Origin of the sequence: Streptomyces sp. NPDC014734 (genome assembly GCF_043083325.1) — a bacterium.
Classification (GTDB): domain Bacteria; phylum Actinomycetota; class Actinomycetes; order Streptomycetales; family Streptomycetaceae; genus Streptomyces.
Genome location: NZ_JBIBYN010000001.1, coordinates 684,941 through 701,436, shown reverse-complemented (window position 1 = coordinate 701,436; position 16,496 = coordinate 684,941). Strand labels below are relative to the sequence as shown.

At 72.2% G+C, this 16,496-nt stretch carries 15 protein-coding genes; 13 read left to right on the top strand and 2 right to left on the bottom strand.

Annotated features, from left to right (window positions below):
• The first annotated feature begins 163 nt into the window (after window positions 1-163).
• From ACF1CT_RS03055 to ACF1CT_RS03035, 5 genes are all read left to right on the top strand, one after another.
• The gene (locus ACF1CT_RS03055; protein WP_391781979.1) at window positions 164-1,087 is read left to right on the top strand and encodes an ABC transporter permease; all 924 of its coding nucleotides are present in this window, start codon (window positions 164-166) and stop codon (window positions 1,085-1,087) included.
• The gene (locus ACF1CT_RS03050) at window positions 1,080-2,054 is read left to right on the top strand and encodes an ABC transporter permease (protein WP_391781978.1); all 975 of its coding nucleotides are present in this window, start codon (window positions 1,080-1,082) and stop codon (window positions 2,052-2,054) included. Before ACF1CT_RS03055 ends, ACF1CT_RS03050 begins: the two co-directional genes overlap by 8 nt.
• 13 nt (window positions 2,055-2,067) lie before the next feature.
• Entirely contained in the window at window positions 2,068-3,045 is a 978-nt protein-coding gene (locus ACF1CT_RS03045) for an ABC transporter ATP-binding protein (RefSeq protein WP_391781977.1), read from the top strand.
• Complete coding sequence (locus ACF1CT_RS03040; protein ID WP_391781976.1) at window positions 3,035-4,300, top strand: ABC transporter ATP-binding protein; 1,266 nt, start codon at window positions 3,035-3,037, stop codon at window positions 4,298-4,300. The genes ACF1CT_RS03045 and ACF1CT_RS03040 overlap by 11 nt, the downstream gene beginning before the upstream one ends.
• Window positions 4,301-4,495: 195 nt before the next feature.
• Window positions 4,496-5,614 carry a hypothetical protein gene (locus ACF1CT_RS03035; RefSeq protein ID WP_391781975.1) on the top strand — a complete coding sequence of 373 codons (1,119 nt, stop codon included), beginning with the start codon at window positions 4,496-4,498 and terminating at the stop codon, window positions 5,612-5,614.
• A 124-nt stretch (window positions 5,615-5,738) separates the two neighbouring features.
• Here the strand turns inward: ACF1CT_RS03035 and ACF1CT_RS03030 are convergent, their stop codons facing one another.
• A complete protein-coding gene (locus ACF1CT_RS03030) occupies window positions 5,739-7,871 on the bottom strand; it encodes a prolyl oligopeptidase family serine peptidase (RefSeq protein ID WP_391781974.1) in 2,133 nt (710 codons plus the stop codon).
• 164 nt (window positions 7,872-8,035) lie between these two features.
• Between ACF1CT_RS03030 and ACF1CT_RS03025 the strand changes: the two genes are divergently transcribed.
• The 8 genes from ACF1CT_RS03025 (at window position 8,036) to ACF1CT_RS02990 (ending at window position 15,618) form a co-directional block, all read left to right on the top strand.
• On the top strand, window positions 8,036-8,230 hold the full coding sequence (locus ACF1CT_RS03025) for a hypothetical protein (protein WP_376233709.1): 195 nt from the start codon (window positions 8,036-8,038) through the stop codon (window positions 8,228-8,230).
• 152 nt (window positions 8,231-8,382) lie between these two features.
• Entirely contained in the window at window positions 8,383-9,282 is a 900-nt protein-coding gene (mshB, locus tag ACF1CT_RS03020; protein WP_391781973.1) for an N-acetyl-1-D-myo-inositol-2-amino-2-deoxy-alpha-D-glucopyranoside deacetylase, read from the top strand.
• Entirely contained in the window at window positions 9,279-9,725 is a 447-nt protein-coding gene (locus tag ACF1CT_RS03015) for a DUF6113 family protein (protein WP_391781972.1), read from the top strand. The genes mshB and ACF1CT_RS03015 overlap by 4 nt, the downstream gene beginning before the upstream one ends.
• Before the next feature lie 174 nt (window positions 9,726-9,899).
• The gene (locus ACF1CT_RS03010) at window positions 9,900-11,945 is read left to right on the top strand and encodes a hypothetical protein (RefSeq protein ID WP_391781971.1); all 2,046 of its coding nucleotides are present in this window, start codon (window positions 9,900-9,902) and stop codon (window positions 11,943-11,945) included.
• A gap of 188 nt (window positions 11,946-12,133) precedes the next feature.
• Window positions 12,134-13,069, top strand: a complete 936-nt coding sequence (locus tag ACF1CT_RS03005; RefSeq protein ID WP_391781970.1) for an ABC transporter ATP-binding protein — start codon at window positions 12,134-12,136, stop codon at window positions 13,067-13,069.
• Window positions 13,066-13,806: an ABC transporter permease gene (locus ACF1CT_RS03000; RefSeq protein ID WP_391781969.1), complete on the top strand. Its 741-nt coding sequence runs from the start codon at window positions 13,066-13,068 to the stop codon at window positions 13,804-13,806. Before ACF1CT_RS03005 ends, ACF1CT_RS03000 begins: the two co-directional genes overlap by 4 nt.
• Window positions 13,803-14,996 carry a sensor histidine kinase gene (locus ACF1CT_RS02995; RefSeq protein ID WP_391781968.1) on the top strand — a complete coding sequence of 398 codons (1,194 nt, stop codon included), beginning with the start codon at window positions 13,803-13,805 and terminating at the stop codon, window positions 14,994-14,996. Before ACF1CT_RS03000 ends, ACF1CT_RS02995 begins: the two co-directional genes overlap by 4 nt.
• 10 nt (window positions 14,997-15,006) lie before the next feature.
• Complete coding sequence (locus ACF1CT_RS02990; protein ID WP_391781967.1) at window positions 15,007-15,618, top strand: response regulator transcription factor; 612 nt, start codon at window positions 15,007-15,009, stop codon at window positions 15,616-15,618.
• Window positions 15,619-15,739: 121 nt separating this feature from the next.
• Here the strand turns inward: ACF1CT_RS02990 and ACF1CT_RS02985 are convergent, their stop codons facing one another.
• On the bottom strand, window positions 15,740-16,468 hold the full coding sequence (locus ACF1CT_RS02985; protein WP_391781966.1) for a class F sortase: 729 nt from the start codon (window positions 16,466-16,468) through the stop codon (window positions 15,740-15,742).
• Between the last annotated feature and the right edge of the window lie 28 nt (window positions 16,469-16,496).

Below are 16,496 nucleotides of genomic sequence, written 5' to 3'. Positions count from 1 at the left end.
ACCGCGCCGCCCGGCCCCCGCGTCCCCGCGGTGTCCCGTCGACGGCGTCCGCGCCGCCGTGCCCCGGACGGCGCGCGACCCGGCGCTCCCTGCCCCGGACACCGTGTTCCCGGCCCCGAGCCGCCGCCCCCGCCTCTGATCCCCGTGACCCCCGGAGCCCCTGATGGGACGTTATGTGATCCGGCGGCTGCTGCAGATGATCCCGGTCTTCTTCGGCACCACGCTGTTGATCTTCCTCATGGTGAACGTGATGGGCGACCCCATCGCGGGCCTCTGCGGCGAACGCCGCTGCGACCCCGCGACCGCCGCCCGGCTCCGGTCGGAATTCGGCCTCGACAAGCCCCTCTGGCAGCAGTACGCGACCTACATGGGCAACGTCTTCACCGGCGACTTCGGCACCGCGTTCAACGGGCAGAAGGTCACCGAGCTGATGGGCGCCGCCTTCCCGATCACGATCCGGCTCACCGTCATCGCGATCGTCTTCGAGATCGTCATCGGCATCAGCCTCGGCGTCGTCACCGGACTGCGCCGAGGCCGCCCCGTCGACACCGCCGTCCTCATCCTGACCCTGGTCGTCATCTCCGTCCCGACCTTCGTCACCGGCCTGCTGCTGCAACTCCTCCTGGGCGTCGAATGGGGCGTCATCAAACCCTCCGTCTCCTCCGAGGCGCCCATCGACGAACTCATCGTCCCCGGACTCGTCCTCGCCTCGGTCTCCCTGGCGTACGTCACCCGCCTCACCCGCACCTCGATCGCCGAGAACGCCCGCGCCGACTACGTCCGCACCGCCGTCGCCAAGGGGCTGCCCAGACGCCGCGTCGTCGTCCGGCACCTGCTGCGCAACTCACTGATCCCGGTCGTCACCTTCATCGGCACCGACGTGGGCGCGCTGATGGGAGGGGCGATCGTCACCGAGCGGATCTTCAACATCCACGGCGTCGGCTACCAGCTCTACCAGGGCATCCTGCGCCAGAACTCCCAGACGGTCGTCGGCTTCGTCACCATCCTGGTCCTCGTCTTCCTGACGGCGAACCTGATCGTGGACCTGCTCTACGCCGTACTCGACCCGAGGATCCGCTATGCCTGAGCAGACACCGGACGAGGCGATCTCCCCGGCCGGAGCGGGAGGTGCGATGGACCTCGCCCTGGAGGAGGGCGCGACCCTCGAAAGGACACCCGGAGGACCCGAGGGCACCGGCCCCGCCGAGAAACCGCGCAGCCTGTGGTCCGACGCCTGGCGCGATCTGCGCCGCAACCCGGTCTTCCTCGTCTCCGCCCTGATCATCCTCTTCCTGGTCGTCATCTCGATCTGGCCGTCGCTGATCACCGACCGGGACCCGCTCGACTGCGATCTCGCCAAGGCCCAGCAGGGCTCACAGCCGGGGCACCCCTTCGGCTTCGACGGACAGGGCTGCGACGTCTACACCCGCACCGTGTACGGGGCAAGGAACTCGGTGACCGTGGGCGTCTGCGCCACCGTCGGCGTCGCCCTGCTCGGCGGCGTCCTCGGCGGGCTCGCCGGATTCTTCGGCGGCTGGTGGGACGCCGTCCTCTCCCGCGTCACCGACATCTTCTTCGGCATCCCGGTGGTCCTCGGCGGCCTGGTCTTCCTCTCCGTCGTCACCAGCTCCACCGTCTGGCCGGTGATCGGCTTCATCGTGCTGCTCGGCTGGCCGCAGATCGCCCGCATCGCCCGCGGCTCCGTGATCACCGCCAAACAGAACGACTACGTCCAGGCCGCCCGCGCACTCGGCGCGTCGAACACCCGGATGATGCTGCGCCACATCGCCCCGAACGCCGTCGCCCCGGTGATCGTCGTCGCGACCATCGCGCTCGGCACCTACATCGCGCTGGAGGCGACCCTCTCGTTCCTCGGCGTCGGACTCAAACCACCCGCCGTCTCCTGGGGCATCGACATCTCCGCCGCCTCCCAGTACGTCCGCAACGCCCCGCACATGCTGCTCTGGCCCGCCGGGGCCCTGGCGATCACGGTGCTCGCCTTCATCATGCTCGGCGACGCGGTGCGCGACGCCCTCGACCCCAAGCTGCGCTGAGGAGCCCGCTGCCATGTTGCTCGAAGTGCGCGACCTGCACGTGGAGTTCCACACCCGCGACGGCGTGGCCAAGGCCGTCAACGGGGTCACCTACGCGGTGGCCGAGGGCGAGACGCTGGCCGTCCTCGGCGAGTCGGGCTCCGGCAAGTCCGTCACCGCACAGGCGATCATGGGCATCCTCGACATGCCCCCCGGCAGGATCGGCGGCGGCGAGATCCTCTTCAAGGGCCGCGACCTGCTGAAGATGAGGAAGGACGAACGCCGCAGGATCCGCGGCCAGGACATGGCCATGATCTTCCAGGACGCGCTCTCCTCCCTCAACCCCGTGCTCAGCGTCGGCGAGCAACTCGGCGAGATGTTCGTCGTGCACCGCGGGATGTCCCGCAAGGACTCCCGGGCGAAGGCCGTCGAGCTGATGGACCGGGTCCGCATCCCGGCCGCGAAGGAACGCGTCGGCGACTACCCGCACCAGTTCTCCGGCGGCATGCGCCAGCGCATCATGATCGCCATGGCGCTGGCGCTGGAACCCTCGCTGATCATCGCCGACGAACCCACCACCGCCCTCGACGTGACCGTCCAGGCCCAGGTGATGGACCTGCTCGCCGAGCTGCGGCGCGAACTGAACATGGGACTGATCCTGATCACCCACGACCTGGGCGTGGTGGCCGACGTCGCCGACCGGATCGCCGTGATGTACGCGGGCCGGATCGTCGAATCGGCCCCCGTGCACGACATCTACCGGGCGCCCGCCCATCCGTACACCAAGGGCCTGCTCCGGTCGATCCCGCGCCTGGACCAGAAGGGCCACGAGCTGTACGCGATCAAGGGCCTGCCGCCCAATCTGCTGCACATCCCGCCCGGCTGCGCCTTCCACCCGCGCTGCCCGATGGCCCGGGAGGTCTGCCGGGGCGAGGTGCCGCCGCTGTACGAGGTCGCCGAGCACCGCAGGAGCGCCTGCTACTTCTGGAAGGAGACGCTCGATGCACGCTGACCGGCCGGGGCACGAGAAGGCGGGCGGAGCGGGCGCGGCCGTCCGCGACCGGCCGGGACGAGAGCGGACCGGCGAACCCATCCTGGAGGTCCGGGACCTGGTCAAGCACTACCCGCTGACCCATGGCGTCCTGGTCAAGAAGCAGGTCGGCGCGGTCCGGGCGGTCGACGGGGTCTCCTTCGACCTGGCGGCGGGCGAGACGCTCGGCATCGTGGGGGAGTCGGGCTGCGGCAAGTCGACCGTCGCCAGGATGCTGGTGCACCTGGAGCGGCCGACGGCCGGGACGATCCGGTACAAGGGCGAGGACGTCACCACACTCTCCGGCCGCGCACTGAAGGCGGTCCGCCGCAACATCCAGATGGTGTTCCAGGACCCGTACACCTCGCTCAACCCCCGCATGACGGTGGGCGACATCATCGGGGAGCCGTACGAGATCCACCCGGAGGTGGCGCCGAAGGGCGACCGCCGTCGCAGGGTCCAGGAGCTCCTGGACGTGGTGGGCCTCAACCCGGAGTACATCAACCGCTACCCGCACCAGTTCTCCGGCGGCCAGCGCCAGCGCATCGGCATCGCCCGCGGTCTCGCGCTCAACCCGGAGATCATCGTCGCCGACGAGCCGGTCTCCGCACTCGACGTCTCGGTCCAGGCGCAGGTGGTCAACCTGCTGGACAGGCTCCAGACGGAGTTCGCACTGAGCTACGTGTTCATCGCGCACGACCTGTCGATCGTGCGGCACATCTCCGACCGGGTCGGCGTGATGTACCTCGGCCGGATCGTCGAGACCGGCACCGACGAACAGATCTACGACCACCCCACGCACCCGTACACCCAGGCGCTGCTGTCCGCGGTGCCGGTCCCGGACCCGACGGCCCGCGAGCACCGGGAGCGGATCATCCTGCACGGTGACGTCCCGTCCCCGGCGAACCCGCCGTCCGGCTGCCGGTTCAGGACCCGCTGCTGGAAGGCGCGGGAGCGGTGCGAGCTGGAGGTTCCGCTGCTGGCCGTGCCGGCGGAGTTCCGCCTCGCCGAGGGCCCGGCCGGGCACGACTCCGCCTGCCACTTCGCCGAGGAGAAACAGGTGGTGCCGCCCGAGGGACTGCTGGAGGCGCCGGGGGAGCTTCCGGAACGTGCGCCCGGTGCGGAGAACGGGCCGGGAGGCGGGCCGGGGAGCGGTGCGGAGAACGGGCCGGGTGGCGGCGACGGGCCCGGTGGCGGCGACGGGCCCCCGCCGTCGGGGAGCAGCCGGGCCGTCTGACGGGGCATCCGTAACGCGTCGGCAACCGGGCCGCCCCGCCACCGACACACGCGCCCGCCAGCATGGACGACGTACGGCCGTGCGGGTGCCGTGAACCGGCCGGGGGCCCCAACTCCCCCCGGCCGGTTGCCCGTTCGTACGGCATCTCGCGCGTCCCCCTTGTCCGGTGGGCGGCGACCGTGGAGTATCGCGAGGGTGATACTCACACGGGGGGCAAGGGTCACCGGCGCCGTTCTCTGCGCCCTGCTCGCGGTGGTCGTCGCGTGCTGGCTGATACGGGATCTCGGGGCGGCGGACGACCAGGAACAGCTGTGGCGGTACTGGGCGGGCTTCTACGACGCGCGGCTTCACGTGATGCCCGCCACGACGGGCGGCGACCTGGTGCTGCTGGTGGTGTACCTCGTCGCCGCCGGGGCGGCGCTGCGGTCCTCGGTGGCCGCTACGGCGATGGTCGCCACCGGGGTGGTCACGATCGCCGTACGTCTCCCCGGTCTCTGGACCATCGGCGCGTCCGGGATGAACGGCAGGTTCTCCGACGACCTCCGTACCCGGGCCCTGCTCTGCGCCTTCGTCGCCCTGGCCGCGGGGATCACGCTGATCGCCGCGGCGGGTGCCGGGCGCCGTCCGCCGGCCGACTTCTCCGAGCAGGTGCCTTCCCGGACGGGCCAGGGCGCAGGCGTGACCGCCTTCCTGCTGCTGGGCGTCGGAGGAGCGGTCGTCGCCGCCTGGGAGATCCGCCAACTGGTGCGGCTGCCCGAGCTCTTCCCCGACTGGTACGTGGGCGGGGCGCTGGGCACCCAGGGTCTGATCGACCCGCCCCCCGGCTGGAGCAGCGCCCTGGTCGTGCTGCTCTGCCTGTTCGCCGGCGTGAGCGCGCTCGCCGGAGCCGTGCACGCCCGGCCGTTCGGTCTGATCGCCGCCGCGATGCTGCTGCCGGCCGGGGTGACGGGAGTGATCCGTGCCACGCACTACGACATGCTGGAACACTTCGGTGAACTGCCCGTCGAGAACCAGCTCCTGGTGCTGAGCTGGTTCCTCGAATCCGCCGTCGCCGTGGTCGTGCTCCTCGTGCTGGCCCGACGGGGGACGGCCGTCGCCCCCGACCATCCCCACCAGGGGTACGGCCCCGGCTACGGCTATCCCGGCCCCGGTCCCTCCGGGCCGCCGCCCCCGAACCGGCCGCCTTCCTTCGGCCCGCCGCCGGACCAGCCGCCGCCTTCCTTCGGCCCGCCGCCGGACCAGCCGCCGCCTTCCTTCGGCCCGCCGCCGCCGAACCAGCCGCCGCCGCCCGCCCAGCCGCCGCCGGGCTGGTGACGGACACGGTGGGGGCGGCCCGGCCCGAGGCCGCGTACCGCGATGGCCGGAAGACGACGGTTGCCCGGGGAACCGGCACGGGCGTCCGATGGCCGAGAACCGCCGCCGGACGCCCGACAGGCCCTCAGTCCCGCAGCCCCAACGACCGCTTCAGGAAGTCCACCTGGAGCAGCAGCAGGTTCTCCGCCACCTGCTCCTGCGGCGTCATGTGCGTCACTCCGCTCAGCGGCAGCACCTCGTGCGGACGCCCCGCCGCCAGCAGCGCCGACGACAGCCTGAGCGAGTGCGCGACCACCACGTTGTCGTCCGCCAGGCCGTGGATGATCATCATCGGCCGGACCTGGTCCGCCGCCCCGGAGAGCCCGTCGTCCGTCAGCACCGAGTTGTGTGCGTACACCTCCGGCTGCTCGGCGGGGTCGCCGAGGTAGCGCTCGGTGTAGTGGGTGTCGTACAGCCGCTGGTCGGTCACCGGCGCGCCCACCACGGCCGCGTGGAAGACATCCGGCCGTCGCAGCACCGCCAGGGCCGACAGATACCCGCCGAACGACCAGCCCCGGATCGCCACCTTGCCCAGGTCCAGGGGGAACTTCTCGGCCAGCGCGTGCAGTGCCTCGATCTGGTCGTCCACGGTGAGGGCGATATTGTTCTTGACCGCCTTCTCCCAGGCGGGGGAACGTCCCGGAGTGCCCCGGCCGTCCGCGACGACCACCGCGAAGCCCTGGTCGGCGAACCACTGCGAGGTCAGATGCGGGTTGTGGGCGGCGAGCACCCGTCGGCCGTGCGGTCCGCCGTACGGATCCATCAGGACCGGAAGTGGGCCGTCCGAATCCTTGTGGCCCTCCGGAAGCAGCACGGCGCACGGAATCCGCCGTGCGCCCCCCTCGGTGAGGCGTACCCGTGCCGAGAGCGTCGGCCGCTCGGCGAAGTTCGCGACGGTGGCGACCCGTTCGCCGTCCCGCAGCACCTCGGCCCGTGTCCCCGGCCACTGGAGCGACTGGGAGACCAGCACCGTCACCCCGCCCGCGCGGACGGCGGAATGGACCCCCGCGCCTTCCGAGACCCGTTCGACGCCCAGCTCGTTGACCCGGTACACATGGGTCTCGCCGATCTCCGGTGCGGCGGCCTCCTCGCCCGCCGACGCCGCCACCAGGACGTCCGACTCACCGATGTCCAGGACCGCCCGGAGCTGCAACCGGGCCCCGGTCAGCGGCCGGTCGCCGACCGCGAGCACCCGGGCCCCGCCCTCGTCCGCGATCCGCACCAGCCTTCCGTCCGGCGCCCAGGCGGGGGCCCCGGGGAAGATTTCCAGCCAGATCGGATCCTCGTCGGCGTGCACCGTCCGCGTCGCTCCGGTCTCGGGGTCTACCGCGAGATGGAGCTGGCCGCGCTGGTCACGCGTCTGCACCAGAAGCAGCGGCGCACCCGCCGACGACCAGTGCACCTGGGCCAGGTACGGGTGCCGCACGCGGTCCCAGACCACCTCGGTACGGGTGCCGTCCAGCCCCATCACGAAGAGCCGCACATCGGCGTTGGGCGTTCCCGCGGCCGGGTAGGCGACCTCGGTGGGCCGCCGGTCCGGGTTCGCGGGATCGGAGATCCACCACCGCCGTACGGGGCTGTCGTCGACCCGGGCGACCAGCAGCCGGTCGGACTCCGGCGACCACCAGAAGCCCCGCGGGCGCTGCATCTCCTCGGCGGCGACGAACTCGGCGAGGCCGTACGAGACGTTCTCCGCGTCCGGCTCGGCGAGCGCCCGGTCCTCCTCGCCGCCGGCGCCCACGACGCGCAGGGCGCCCCTGGCGACGTAGGCGATGTGACGCCCGTCCGGCGAGGGCCGCGGGTCGATCACCGGGCCCGGTACCGGCAGCGCCCGCGCCGTGCCCGCCCGCAGCTCGGCGACGTACACCTTCCCGGAGAGCGCGAACGCGGCCAACTCGGCCGCCGCGTCCACCGCGTAGCCGACGATCCCCGAGGAGCCCTCACGGCTGCGCTCGCGCCGGGCCCGCTCCTGGGGAGACAGCCGCTCCGCCGAACCGCCCAGCAGCGTCCCGGGGTCGGCGACGAGGCGTTCCCTCGGCGTGCCGCCCTCCGGCAGGTCCAGCACCCACAACCGGCCCGACCGGTCGGTGCCGGAGGACGACCGGAGGAAGACCACCCGCTCACCGTCGGGCGATACGGTGAACGCGCGAGGGGCGCCGAGGGTGAATCGCATCGTTCGTGCGTGCTGACGGGGAAATGAGATCTTCTGGGAAGTCATGGGCCGAACCTAGCCCCCGACCGCCCGGTCGTGCGCCCCTCGTGCTGCTGTGCCCCGATCAATGCGGTCGCACGGATAGTTATGATCCGTAGCGCGTTGTGGGTATGAACCCGCTGGCTCCTGTGTGCTGCCCGTCCCGACCGTACTGATGGAGGTGAACCGCCGTGGCACTCTCGATTTCGGCGGTGGTGCTGCTGGCGATCGTCGTCTTCCTGCTGATCCGGAAATCCGGACTGAAGGCCGGACATGCGGTGGTCTGCGCACTGCTCGGTTTCTATCTCGCCAGCTCGTCCATCGCACCCAGCATCTCGAACCTGACCACCAACGTGGCAGGCATGATCGGCAACCTCAAGTTCTGAGGAACGGCTCTTCCGGAACGCGGTTCCCCCGGGGCACGGCCCGACGGCGCGCCCCGGCCCGGCGATCCGGGCCGACGGCACCGCACGGCGTGCCGGAGGCCGGTGCGCGGCCGCGGTCGGCTCCCGAGGCGCTCGGCTCGTAGGGTGGTCCCATGACGGACCACCCCGCCCGGCGCCTGCTTCTGGTGCACGCGCACCCCGACGACGAGTCGATCAACAACGGCGCCACCATGGCCAGGTACGCGGCCGAGGGCGCCCTGGTCACCCTGGTGACCTGCACACTCGGCGAGGAGGGCGAGGTCATTCCACCCACCCTCGCCCATCTCGCGCCGGACCGGGACGATGCCCTCGGCCCCCACCGCCGGGACGAACTCGCCGCCGCGATGAAGGAACTCGGCGTCACCGACCACCGGTTCCTCGGCGGCCCCGGCCGCTACCGCGACTCCGGAATGATGGGCGTCGAGCAGAACCACCGCCCCGGCGCCTTCTGGGCGGCTGACGTGGACGAAGCCGCCGGGCACCTCGTGGCGGTGATCCGCTCGACGCGCCCGCAGGTCCTGGTCACCTACGACCCCGACGGCGGCTACGGACACCCCGACCACATCCAGGCGCACCGCGTCGCGATGCGCGCGGCGGAGCTGGCCGCCGATCCCGCGTACGACGCCGGGCCGGACGGCCCGCACACCGTCGCCAAGATCTACTGGAACCGGGTGCCGCGCTCGGTCGTCGAGAAGGGTTTCGCGCGCCTGCGGGAGGCGTCGCCGGACGCCTTCGGGGGAATCGCCGACCTGGACGACGTACCCGGCGTGGTCGACGACAGCGGGATCACCACCGTGATCGACGGCGCGGACCGGGCGGAGGCCAAGCGCGCGGCGATGCGCGCCCATGCCACGCAGATCGTCGTGGAAGGTGACTTTTTCGCCCTTTCCAACGACCTCGGCCAGCCCGTCCTCACCACCGAGTACTACGAGTTGGTGCGCGGTGTTCCCGGGGCCGCCCCGGGGGAGCGCGAGGACGACCTGTTCGCGGGCCTGCCGGGGGCGCGGCGATGAGCGACGGCAGGCAGCGCGCGACGCGTTCCGGACCGCCTTCCCGGAACGTCCCGGCCACCGGACTCGCCGCACCCCTCAACCCCGGGCGGATCGTCGGCCACGTACTCCTCGCCGTTCTCGGCGCGCTCGTCGGGATCGCCGGTTCGCTCGTCCAAGCGGCGTGGTTCCCCGGCGGGTTGCTGCTGGCGCTGGCGGCCTGCGCCGGACTGTTCAGCGGCGGGGGCCGTCTTTTCGGCACCCAGCTCGGCGCCCTGGCCCCCGCGGCAGGTTGGCTGATTTCGATCGTGATACTGCTCGGTGGGCGGCCCGAGGGCGACTATGTCTTCGGCGACGAAGTCGGCCTCCTCCTCTTCATGCTGGGCGGGATGGTCATCGCTGTGATCTGTGCCACCATGTCGCGGTCGCCCCTGCCGGGCGCCGACAGCGGCCGACCTGGCAAGTAGAAGCCACGGCCGATCCCGTAATGCCCTCTGCCCGTCAGGGTGCCGTGCGGTCGTTTCCCCCGGTCGCGGGGTGTCTGTCGGCGTTGGCCAGTATGGTGGTTCGCGCGCCGAGCCGTCCCCTGGCCTGCGGCATGGGGGAAGTACGGGCGGCGGAGCCAATCGGGAGAACCTGCTTTGAGTCGTGAAACTGACAGTTCGTCCTCCGGGACCCAGGGGCGCGGAGGAGCCGCGTACCCCTCGGGGACGCCGCCGTACGGATCCCGCCAGTATCCGTCGCTGCACCCCTCGCAGGACGCCCCGGACGGGGCCCCGGAGCCTGCGGACCGGCAACGGCCCGAAGAGCCGAGGACCGAGACGACGCTGACGACACGTATCCGGATCAACATTCCGGGGTCGCGTCCCATCCCGCCGGTCGTGATGCGTACACCGGTGAACGACGGGGACACCGCCGACGCCGAGCGCACCGGCAGCGTTCCGCGCCCGTCCGCGGCCGCGAGCGGTGCGACGGGCACGGAGGCGACCGCACCGGGCGCCGCGGCGCCGCCCGCTCCGGAGGCGGCCGAGCCGGCTCCCGAGAAGCCGGTCAGGGAGAAGAGCGGCAGCGACTGGTTCGCCCCGCGCAAGCCGCCCACGAGCACCCCGGCCGAGGGCATCCCGGCCGCGGGCCCGGCCACCCCGGCCGCGGGCACCCCGGCGGTCGGTGGCGCGCCCGCCCCGTCCGGCACCGGTCTGCCGTACTTCTCGGACGGCCCGCAGCACACCGGCGCCCCGGACGAACCCCGCCCGGGCGGCAGCGCCCTCGACGCGTTCGGCTCCGGAGCCCCCGGCGGGCCCGTCCCCGGTCCTTCCGGGCCCACCACGGGACCCGCCACCGGCATGTCGTCCCTCACGCCGAACGTCGGCGACGCGGGAGCCCAGGGCTCCGGCGGCCCGGCGGGTGCGCAGGGGCCCGGCGCGTCCGGCGCCGCCGCACCGCGGATGTCCGACGACACGGCGGTCCTGACCCCCCAGTTCGCCGCCCCGGCCCCCGGCGGCCCCGACGGAAACGTCTCCGGTGACACGCTCACGAGCGGCATCCCGGTCGTTCCGTCGGAGCCGCGTTCGGCGTTCCCGTTCCCGGGCGCGGGTGGTCTCGGCGCCCGCCGCGCCGACGGGGCGCCCCGGGTCGAGGACGAGGCGATGGGCACCGGCCCGGCGGGGCCGGGCGGTCCCGCCGCACCGTCGTCCGCCCCCGCCCCCGCGCCCGCGAAGAACACGAAGAGCGCGAAGAAGAAGGGCCGCTCCAAGCTGGTGCTCCTCGGCGCGGCGGCCGTCACCCTGGCCGCCGTCGCCTACGGGGCCGGACTCCTGATGAACCACTCCGACGTCCCGAAGGGCACCACGGTGCTCGGCGTCGACATCGGCGGTGGCACGAAGGAGGAGGCCGTCGCGAAGCTGGACGCCGCCCTCGGCAAGCGCGCCGTGGCGCCCCTCCGGTTGTCCGTGGACGGCAAGACCGCCGAACTCGCCCCGGACAAGGCCGGACTCGCCCTGGACAGTCAGGAAACCGTGCGCGCGGCCGCGGGCAGCGACTACAACCCGGTCTCCGTCATCGGCTCCCTCTTCGGGCAGAAGCGCGTCGTCGACCCGGTGATCCCGGTCGACGAGGAGAAGCTCGGCGTCGCGCTGACGGACCTGGCGGGGGTCTCGGGCTCGGCCAACGAGGGCACCATCAAGTTCGAGATCAACAAGGCCGTCGCGGTGCCCGGCAAGGCGGGCAAGGCGCTGGACGTCAACCGGTCGATGCTCTCGGTGCGCGACGCGTACCGGGCCCAGGTGCAGACCGGCAAGGCGTCCGCCGTCCAACTTCCCGTCGCCACCCGCGAACCCACCGTCGACAAGGCGGAACTGGACCGGGCGATGAAGGAGTTCGCGGAGCCCGCGATGTCCGACCGGATCACCATCAGGGCCGGTGCCAAGGAGATCCAGTTCGGTCCCGCCAGGTCGCTGCCGCAGATCCTCTCGATGGTCGCGGTCGACGGCAAGCTGGTTCCGCACTACGACAAGAAGGCCATCGACACCCTGTGCGAGGGCGTGTTCGAGGGCATCATGATCACCAAGGGTGACGGCAAGAAGCACCAGCTCAGCTCCGACGACGTGGCGGCGGCCATGCAGACCGCGCTGGTCGGCAAGACCACCGCCGAGCGCACCGTCACGATCGACCTCGGGGGCAACGGCTGAGGCATCCCGCCCGCCCCCGTCCGGACACTCCGGGCGGGGGCGGCGCCGTACGGGCGACGAGGCCGTGCGAGGTGCTCCGCCGGGGCGCCGAGACGGCCGTGTCATGCGTCCGGACATGACATCTGTCATGCCGTTTCCACGATCCACGGCCCTGCCGGGCGGGCCCCTCGCGCCGTCACGCTGGACCCATGACGACGACAACCACCGGGGCCACCGCGGCGAGGACCGCAGCGGTCAGCTTCGCCCGGGTCAGCAAGATGTACGGCGAGGTACGCGCCGTCGACGAACTCACCCTCGAACTGCATCCCGGTGAGACCGTGGCGCTCCTCGGTCCCAACGGCGCCGGGAAGTCCTCCACCCTGGACCTGCTGCTCGGCCTGCGCACCGCGGACTCCGGCTCGGTCCGGGTCTTCGGCACGAAACCCCAGGAGGCCATCGCCGCGGGCCGGGTCGGCGCGATGCTCCAGTCCGGCGGTCTGATGGAGGACGTCAGGGTCGGGGAACTGGTCCGTCTCGCCTGCGACCTGCACCCCAGGCCGCACCCGGTGGACGAGGTGATGTCCCGGGCCGGCATCGCCCAGATCGCCGACCGCATGGTCAACAAGCTCTCCGGAGGACAGGAGCAGCGCGTACGGTTCGCGCTCGCCACGGCCGGGGCCAACGACCTGATCGTTCTCGACGAGCCGACCACCGGCATGGACGTCACCGCCCGTCAGGCGTTCTGGGCCACCATGCGCGACCAGGCCGACCAGGGCCGCACGGTCCTGTTCGCCACCCACTACCTCGAAGAGGCCGACGCGATCGCCGACCGTGTCCTCGTCCTCCACAAGGGCCGCCTCCTCGCCGACGGCACCGCGGCCGAGATCAAGGCGAGGGCCGGTGCCCGGCGCATCTCCTTCGAACTGGACGGCCCGGTCGACGAGGCGGCCCTGCGCGGCCTGCCGCACCTGTCCGGGCTCGACGTCTCCGGCGGCCGGGTCCGTATCCAGTCGCACGACGCCGACGCGACCGTCCACGCCGTCTACGCACTCGGCCTCTACCCGCGCGCGCTCGAAGTCGCGGGACTCGGCCTGGAACAGGCCTTCGTCGCCATCACCGAGGCCGAGGAGGCCAGGACCGCGTGAACACCCTCATCAGGCTCGAAGTGACCCGCACCCTGCGGAACAAGAAGTTCATGTTCTTCTCGGTCATCTACCCGTCGGTGATCTACCTGCTGATCTCCGGCACCCAGAACAGCTCCGACCGCATCCCGCACACCGATCTCACCTTCCAGGCGTTCTTCATGGTCTCGATGGCCTCGTTCGGTGCGCTGACCGCCGTCCTCATGGGCAACAGCGAACGCATCGCGAAGGAGCGCGAGAAGGGCTGGGTCCGCCAACTGCGCCTCACCGCGCTGCCCGGCCGCGGCTACGTGCTGGCGAAGATCGCCAGTGCGGCGATCGTCACCCTGCCCTGCATCGTGGTCGTCTTCGTGGTCGCCGCCGTCGTCAAGCAGGTGCGGGTGGAGGCCTGGCAGTGGTTCGCGCTGGCCGGGGTCATCTGGGCCGGTTCCCTGGTGTTCGCCGCGCTCGGGGTCGCCATCGGCTACCTCGCCAGTGGTGACGCGGTCCGCCCGCTCACGATGATCGTCTACTTCGGCCTGTCCATCCTGGGCGGTCTGTGGATGCCCACCGCGACCTTCCCGCGGTGGCTCCAGGACATCGCCGAGTGGCTGCCCACCCACGCGTACGCTTCTCTCGGCCAGGCGATCGAGATGGGCGGCTCACCGCACGCCAAGGACGTCGCCCTCCTCTGCCTCTACTTCCTGGTCTTCGCGGGCGGTGCGGCCTGGCTCTACCGGAAGGACACCCTGAAGGCGTGAACGACGACGAGACGGCCGTCGGCATCGGGCGCCCGCCCACGACGCGCAGGCAGGGCTGGATCAAGCTGTTCTGGATCGGTATCTGGCTCGCGTTCATGGCCGCCCCGGTCCAGGACCTGACCACCGGCCGGCACACCGTGTGGGCGACCGCGGGCGGCACGCTGGGCCTGGTGGTGTTCGCCGCGGCGTACCTGGTGCTGGTGTTCCGCAACACCGCCAGGCCGTCGGACCTCCGTCTCGTCCGGGCCGTCATCGCCTTTCTCGGCGTCCTCGCCGCCGTCCTCATCCTGACGCTCGGCACGTCCTGGCTGGTCCTCTTCGTGTACGTGGCGGTCTCCGTCGGCGCCACCCTGCCGCTGCGGACGTCGCGATGGCTCATCCCCGCCGTCACCGCCGTCATGGTCGGCTTCGGAGTCCTCGGCGACCACCCGCGCGAGACCGTCACCGCGCTGGTCTTCCCCGCGCTGCTCGGCGGGTTCTCGATGACCGGCGTACGGCAGCTGATCCGCACCACGATCGAACTGCGCGAGGCCCGCGCGACCGTCGCCCAGCTCGCCGCCAACGAGGAGCGGCTGCGGCTCGCCCGCGACCTGCACGACCTGCTCGGCCACTCGCTCTCGCTCATCACGCTCAAGAGCGAGCTGGCCGGCCGGATGCTGCCCGCCCATCCGGAGCAGGCGGCCGCCCAGGTCGCGGACATCGAGCACGTCAGCCGTCAGGCGCTGGCCGACGTGCGCGGCGCCGTCACCGGCTACCGCAGGCCGACCCTCCCCGGCGAACTGGCCGGGGCCCGTACCGCGCTCGCCGCGGCGGGCATCGTCGCCGACGTCCCGGCCGAGGCCCCGGCGGATGTCCCCGGGGAGCCGGAGGAGGTACTGGCCTGGGCGTTGCGGGAGGCGGTCACCAACGTCGTGCGCCACAGCGGGGCACGGCGCTGCACGGTGGACCTCACCGCCCGCCAGACCCTCGACGGCGAGGTCCTCGAACTCACCGTCGCGGACGACGGCGCAGGGGCGGCGGGCAGCGAACCGGGCAACGGCCTCACCGGCCTCTCCGAACGCCTCGCCGCGGTCGGCGGCACCCTGACCACCCGCACCGGCACATCCCGTTCCGGCGCCTCCGCTTCCGGCAGGGGCTTCGTGCTGGCCCTGAGCGTTCCGCTGGGTTCCGGCCCACGGGACAGCCCGTAGGATCCACGGAATGAGCATGATCAGGCTTCTCCTCGCCGAGGACCAGTCCATGGTGCGCGAGGCACTGGCGACGCTTCTCGGTCTGGAACCCGACATCGAGGTGGTGGCCCAGGTCGCCCGCGGCGACGAGGTGTCGGCCGCCGCCCGTGAGCACCGGGTGGACGTGGCGCTCCTGGACATCGAGATGCCGGGCATGACGGGGATCGACGCGGCCGCGGTCCTGCGGCGCGAACTGCCCGACGTGAAGATCGTCATCGTCACCACCTTCGGCCGCCCCGGCTACCTGCGCCGGGCCATGGAGTCGGGCGCCGACGCCTTCCTCGTGAAGGACGCGCCGGCCGCCCAACTTGCCTCGGCGGTGCGCCGGGTACTGGCGGGGGAGCGGGTCATCGACCCCACCCTCGCGGCCGCCGCGCTCGCCGACGGGGCGAACCCGCTCACCGACCGCGAACGCGACGTCCTGCGCACGGCGGCGGACGGTTCCACCAACGCGGAGATCGCGGCGGCCCTCCACCTCTCGCAGGGGACGGTCCGCAACTACCTCTCCACGGCGATCCAGAAGCTGGCGGCCCGAAACCGGGCCGAGGCGGTCCGGATCGCCCGGGAGAAGGGCTGGCTGTAGGCCGGGCATCCGTCCGGCGGCCGGGCCCGCGGCCCTTCGCGGCCCGGCCGCCCTGCCGCCGCGACCCGGTTCGGTACCGACGCGCACGTCGTTCCTCCGCCGGCCCGGTTCGGCGCGGCCGTCAGCCCTCCTTGGACGAGTCGAGGTGGGCGAACGCCACCACGTTGTCCTCGTAGTCCTTGGCGGTCTTGTTGTACGGGCCGCCGCAGGTGATCAGGCGCAGCTGGGCGTCGGGGGCGTCGGCGTAGACCCGCTTGTCCGGGAACTTCGCCTTGCTGAAGGTCTCCACCGAGTCGACCTTGAACGTGGCCACCGAGCCGTCGGCGCGTGTGATGTCGACCGTGGCGCCCGGCTTGAGGAACTGGAGCTGGAGGAAGACGGCGGGCCCGGTCGTGGTGTCGACGTGCCCGGCCACGATCGCCGTGCCGCGCTCGCCGGGTGTGGCACCGTCCTTGAACCATCCCACGAGGTTGTTGTCGTTGGGAGGCGGCGGGTTCAGCCGGCCGTCGGTGCCGATCGCCAGATCGGTGAACGGTGCGTTGACACCGAGGGACGGGATCCGCAGCCGGGCCGGGACGGAGCGCAGCATCGCCGGGCCGGTGGCCCGTTCCGGCGGCGGGGCGGGGTGGGGCGGGGCGTGGGAACCGAGGACCTCGGGCACGGGCATGGCCGGCGCGAGGGCGGCGACGGGCGGGGACGGCGCCTTGTCGTCGGCCGCGTTGCCGAAGGAGTTGTAGATCAGGAGCATGCCCAGCCCGGCCGCGACGACCGGCCACATGAGGGCGCGGCGCAGTGTGGCTGCGGGGGCGGTCCGGGAGGGGGTGGATCCGGGTGGCTGCGGGGCGGCCATGGGAACGTGCCTTTCGCTTGTGCGATGT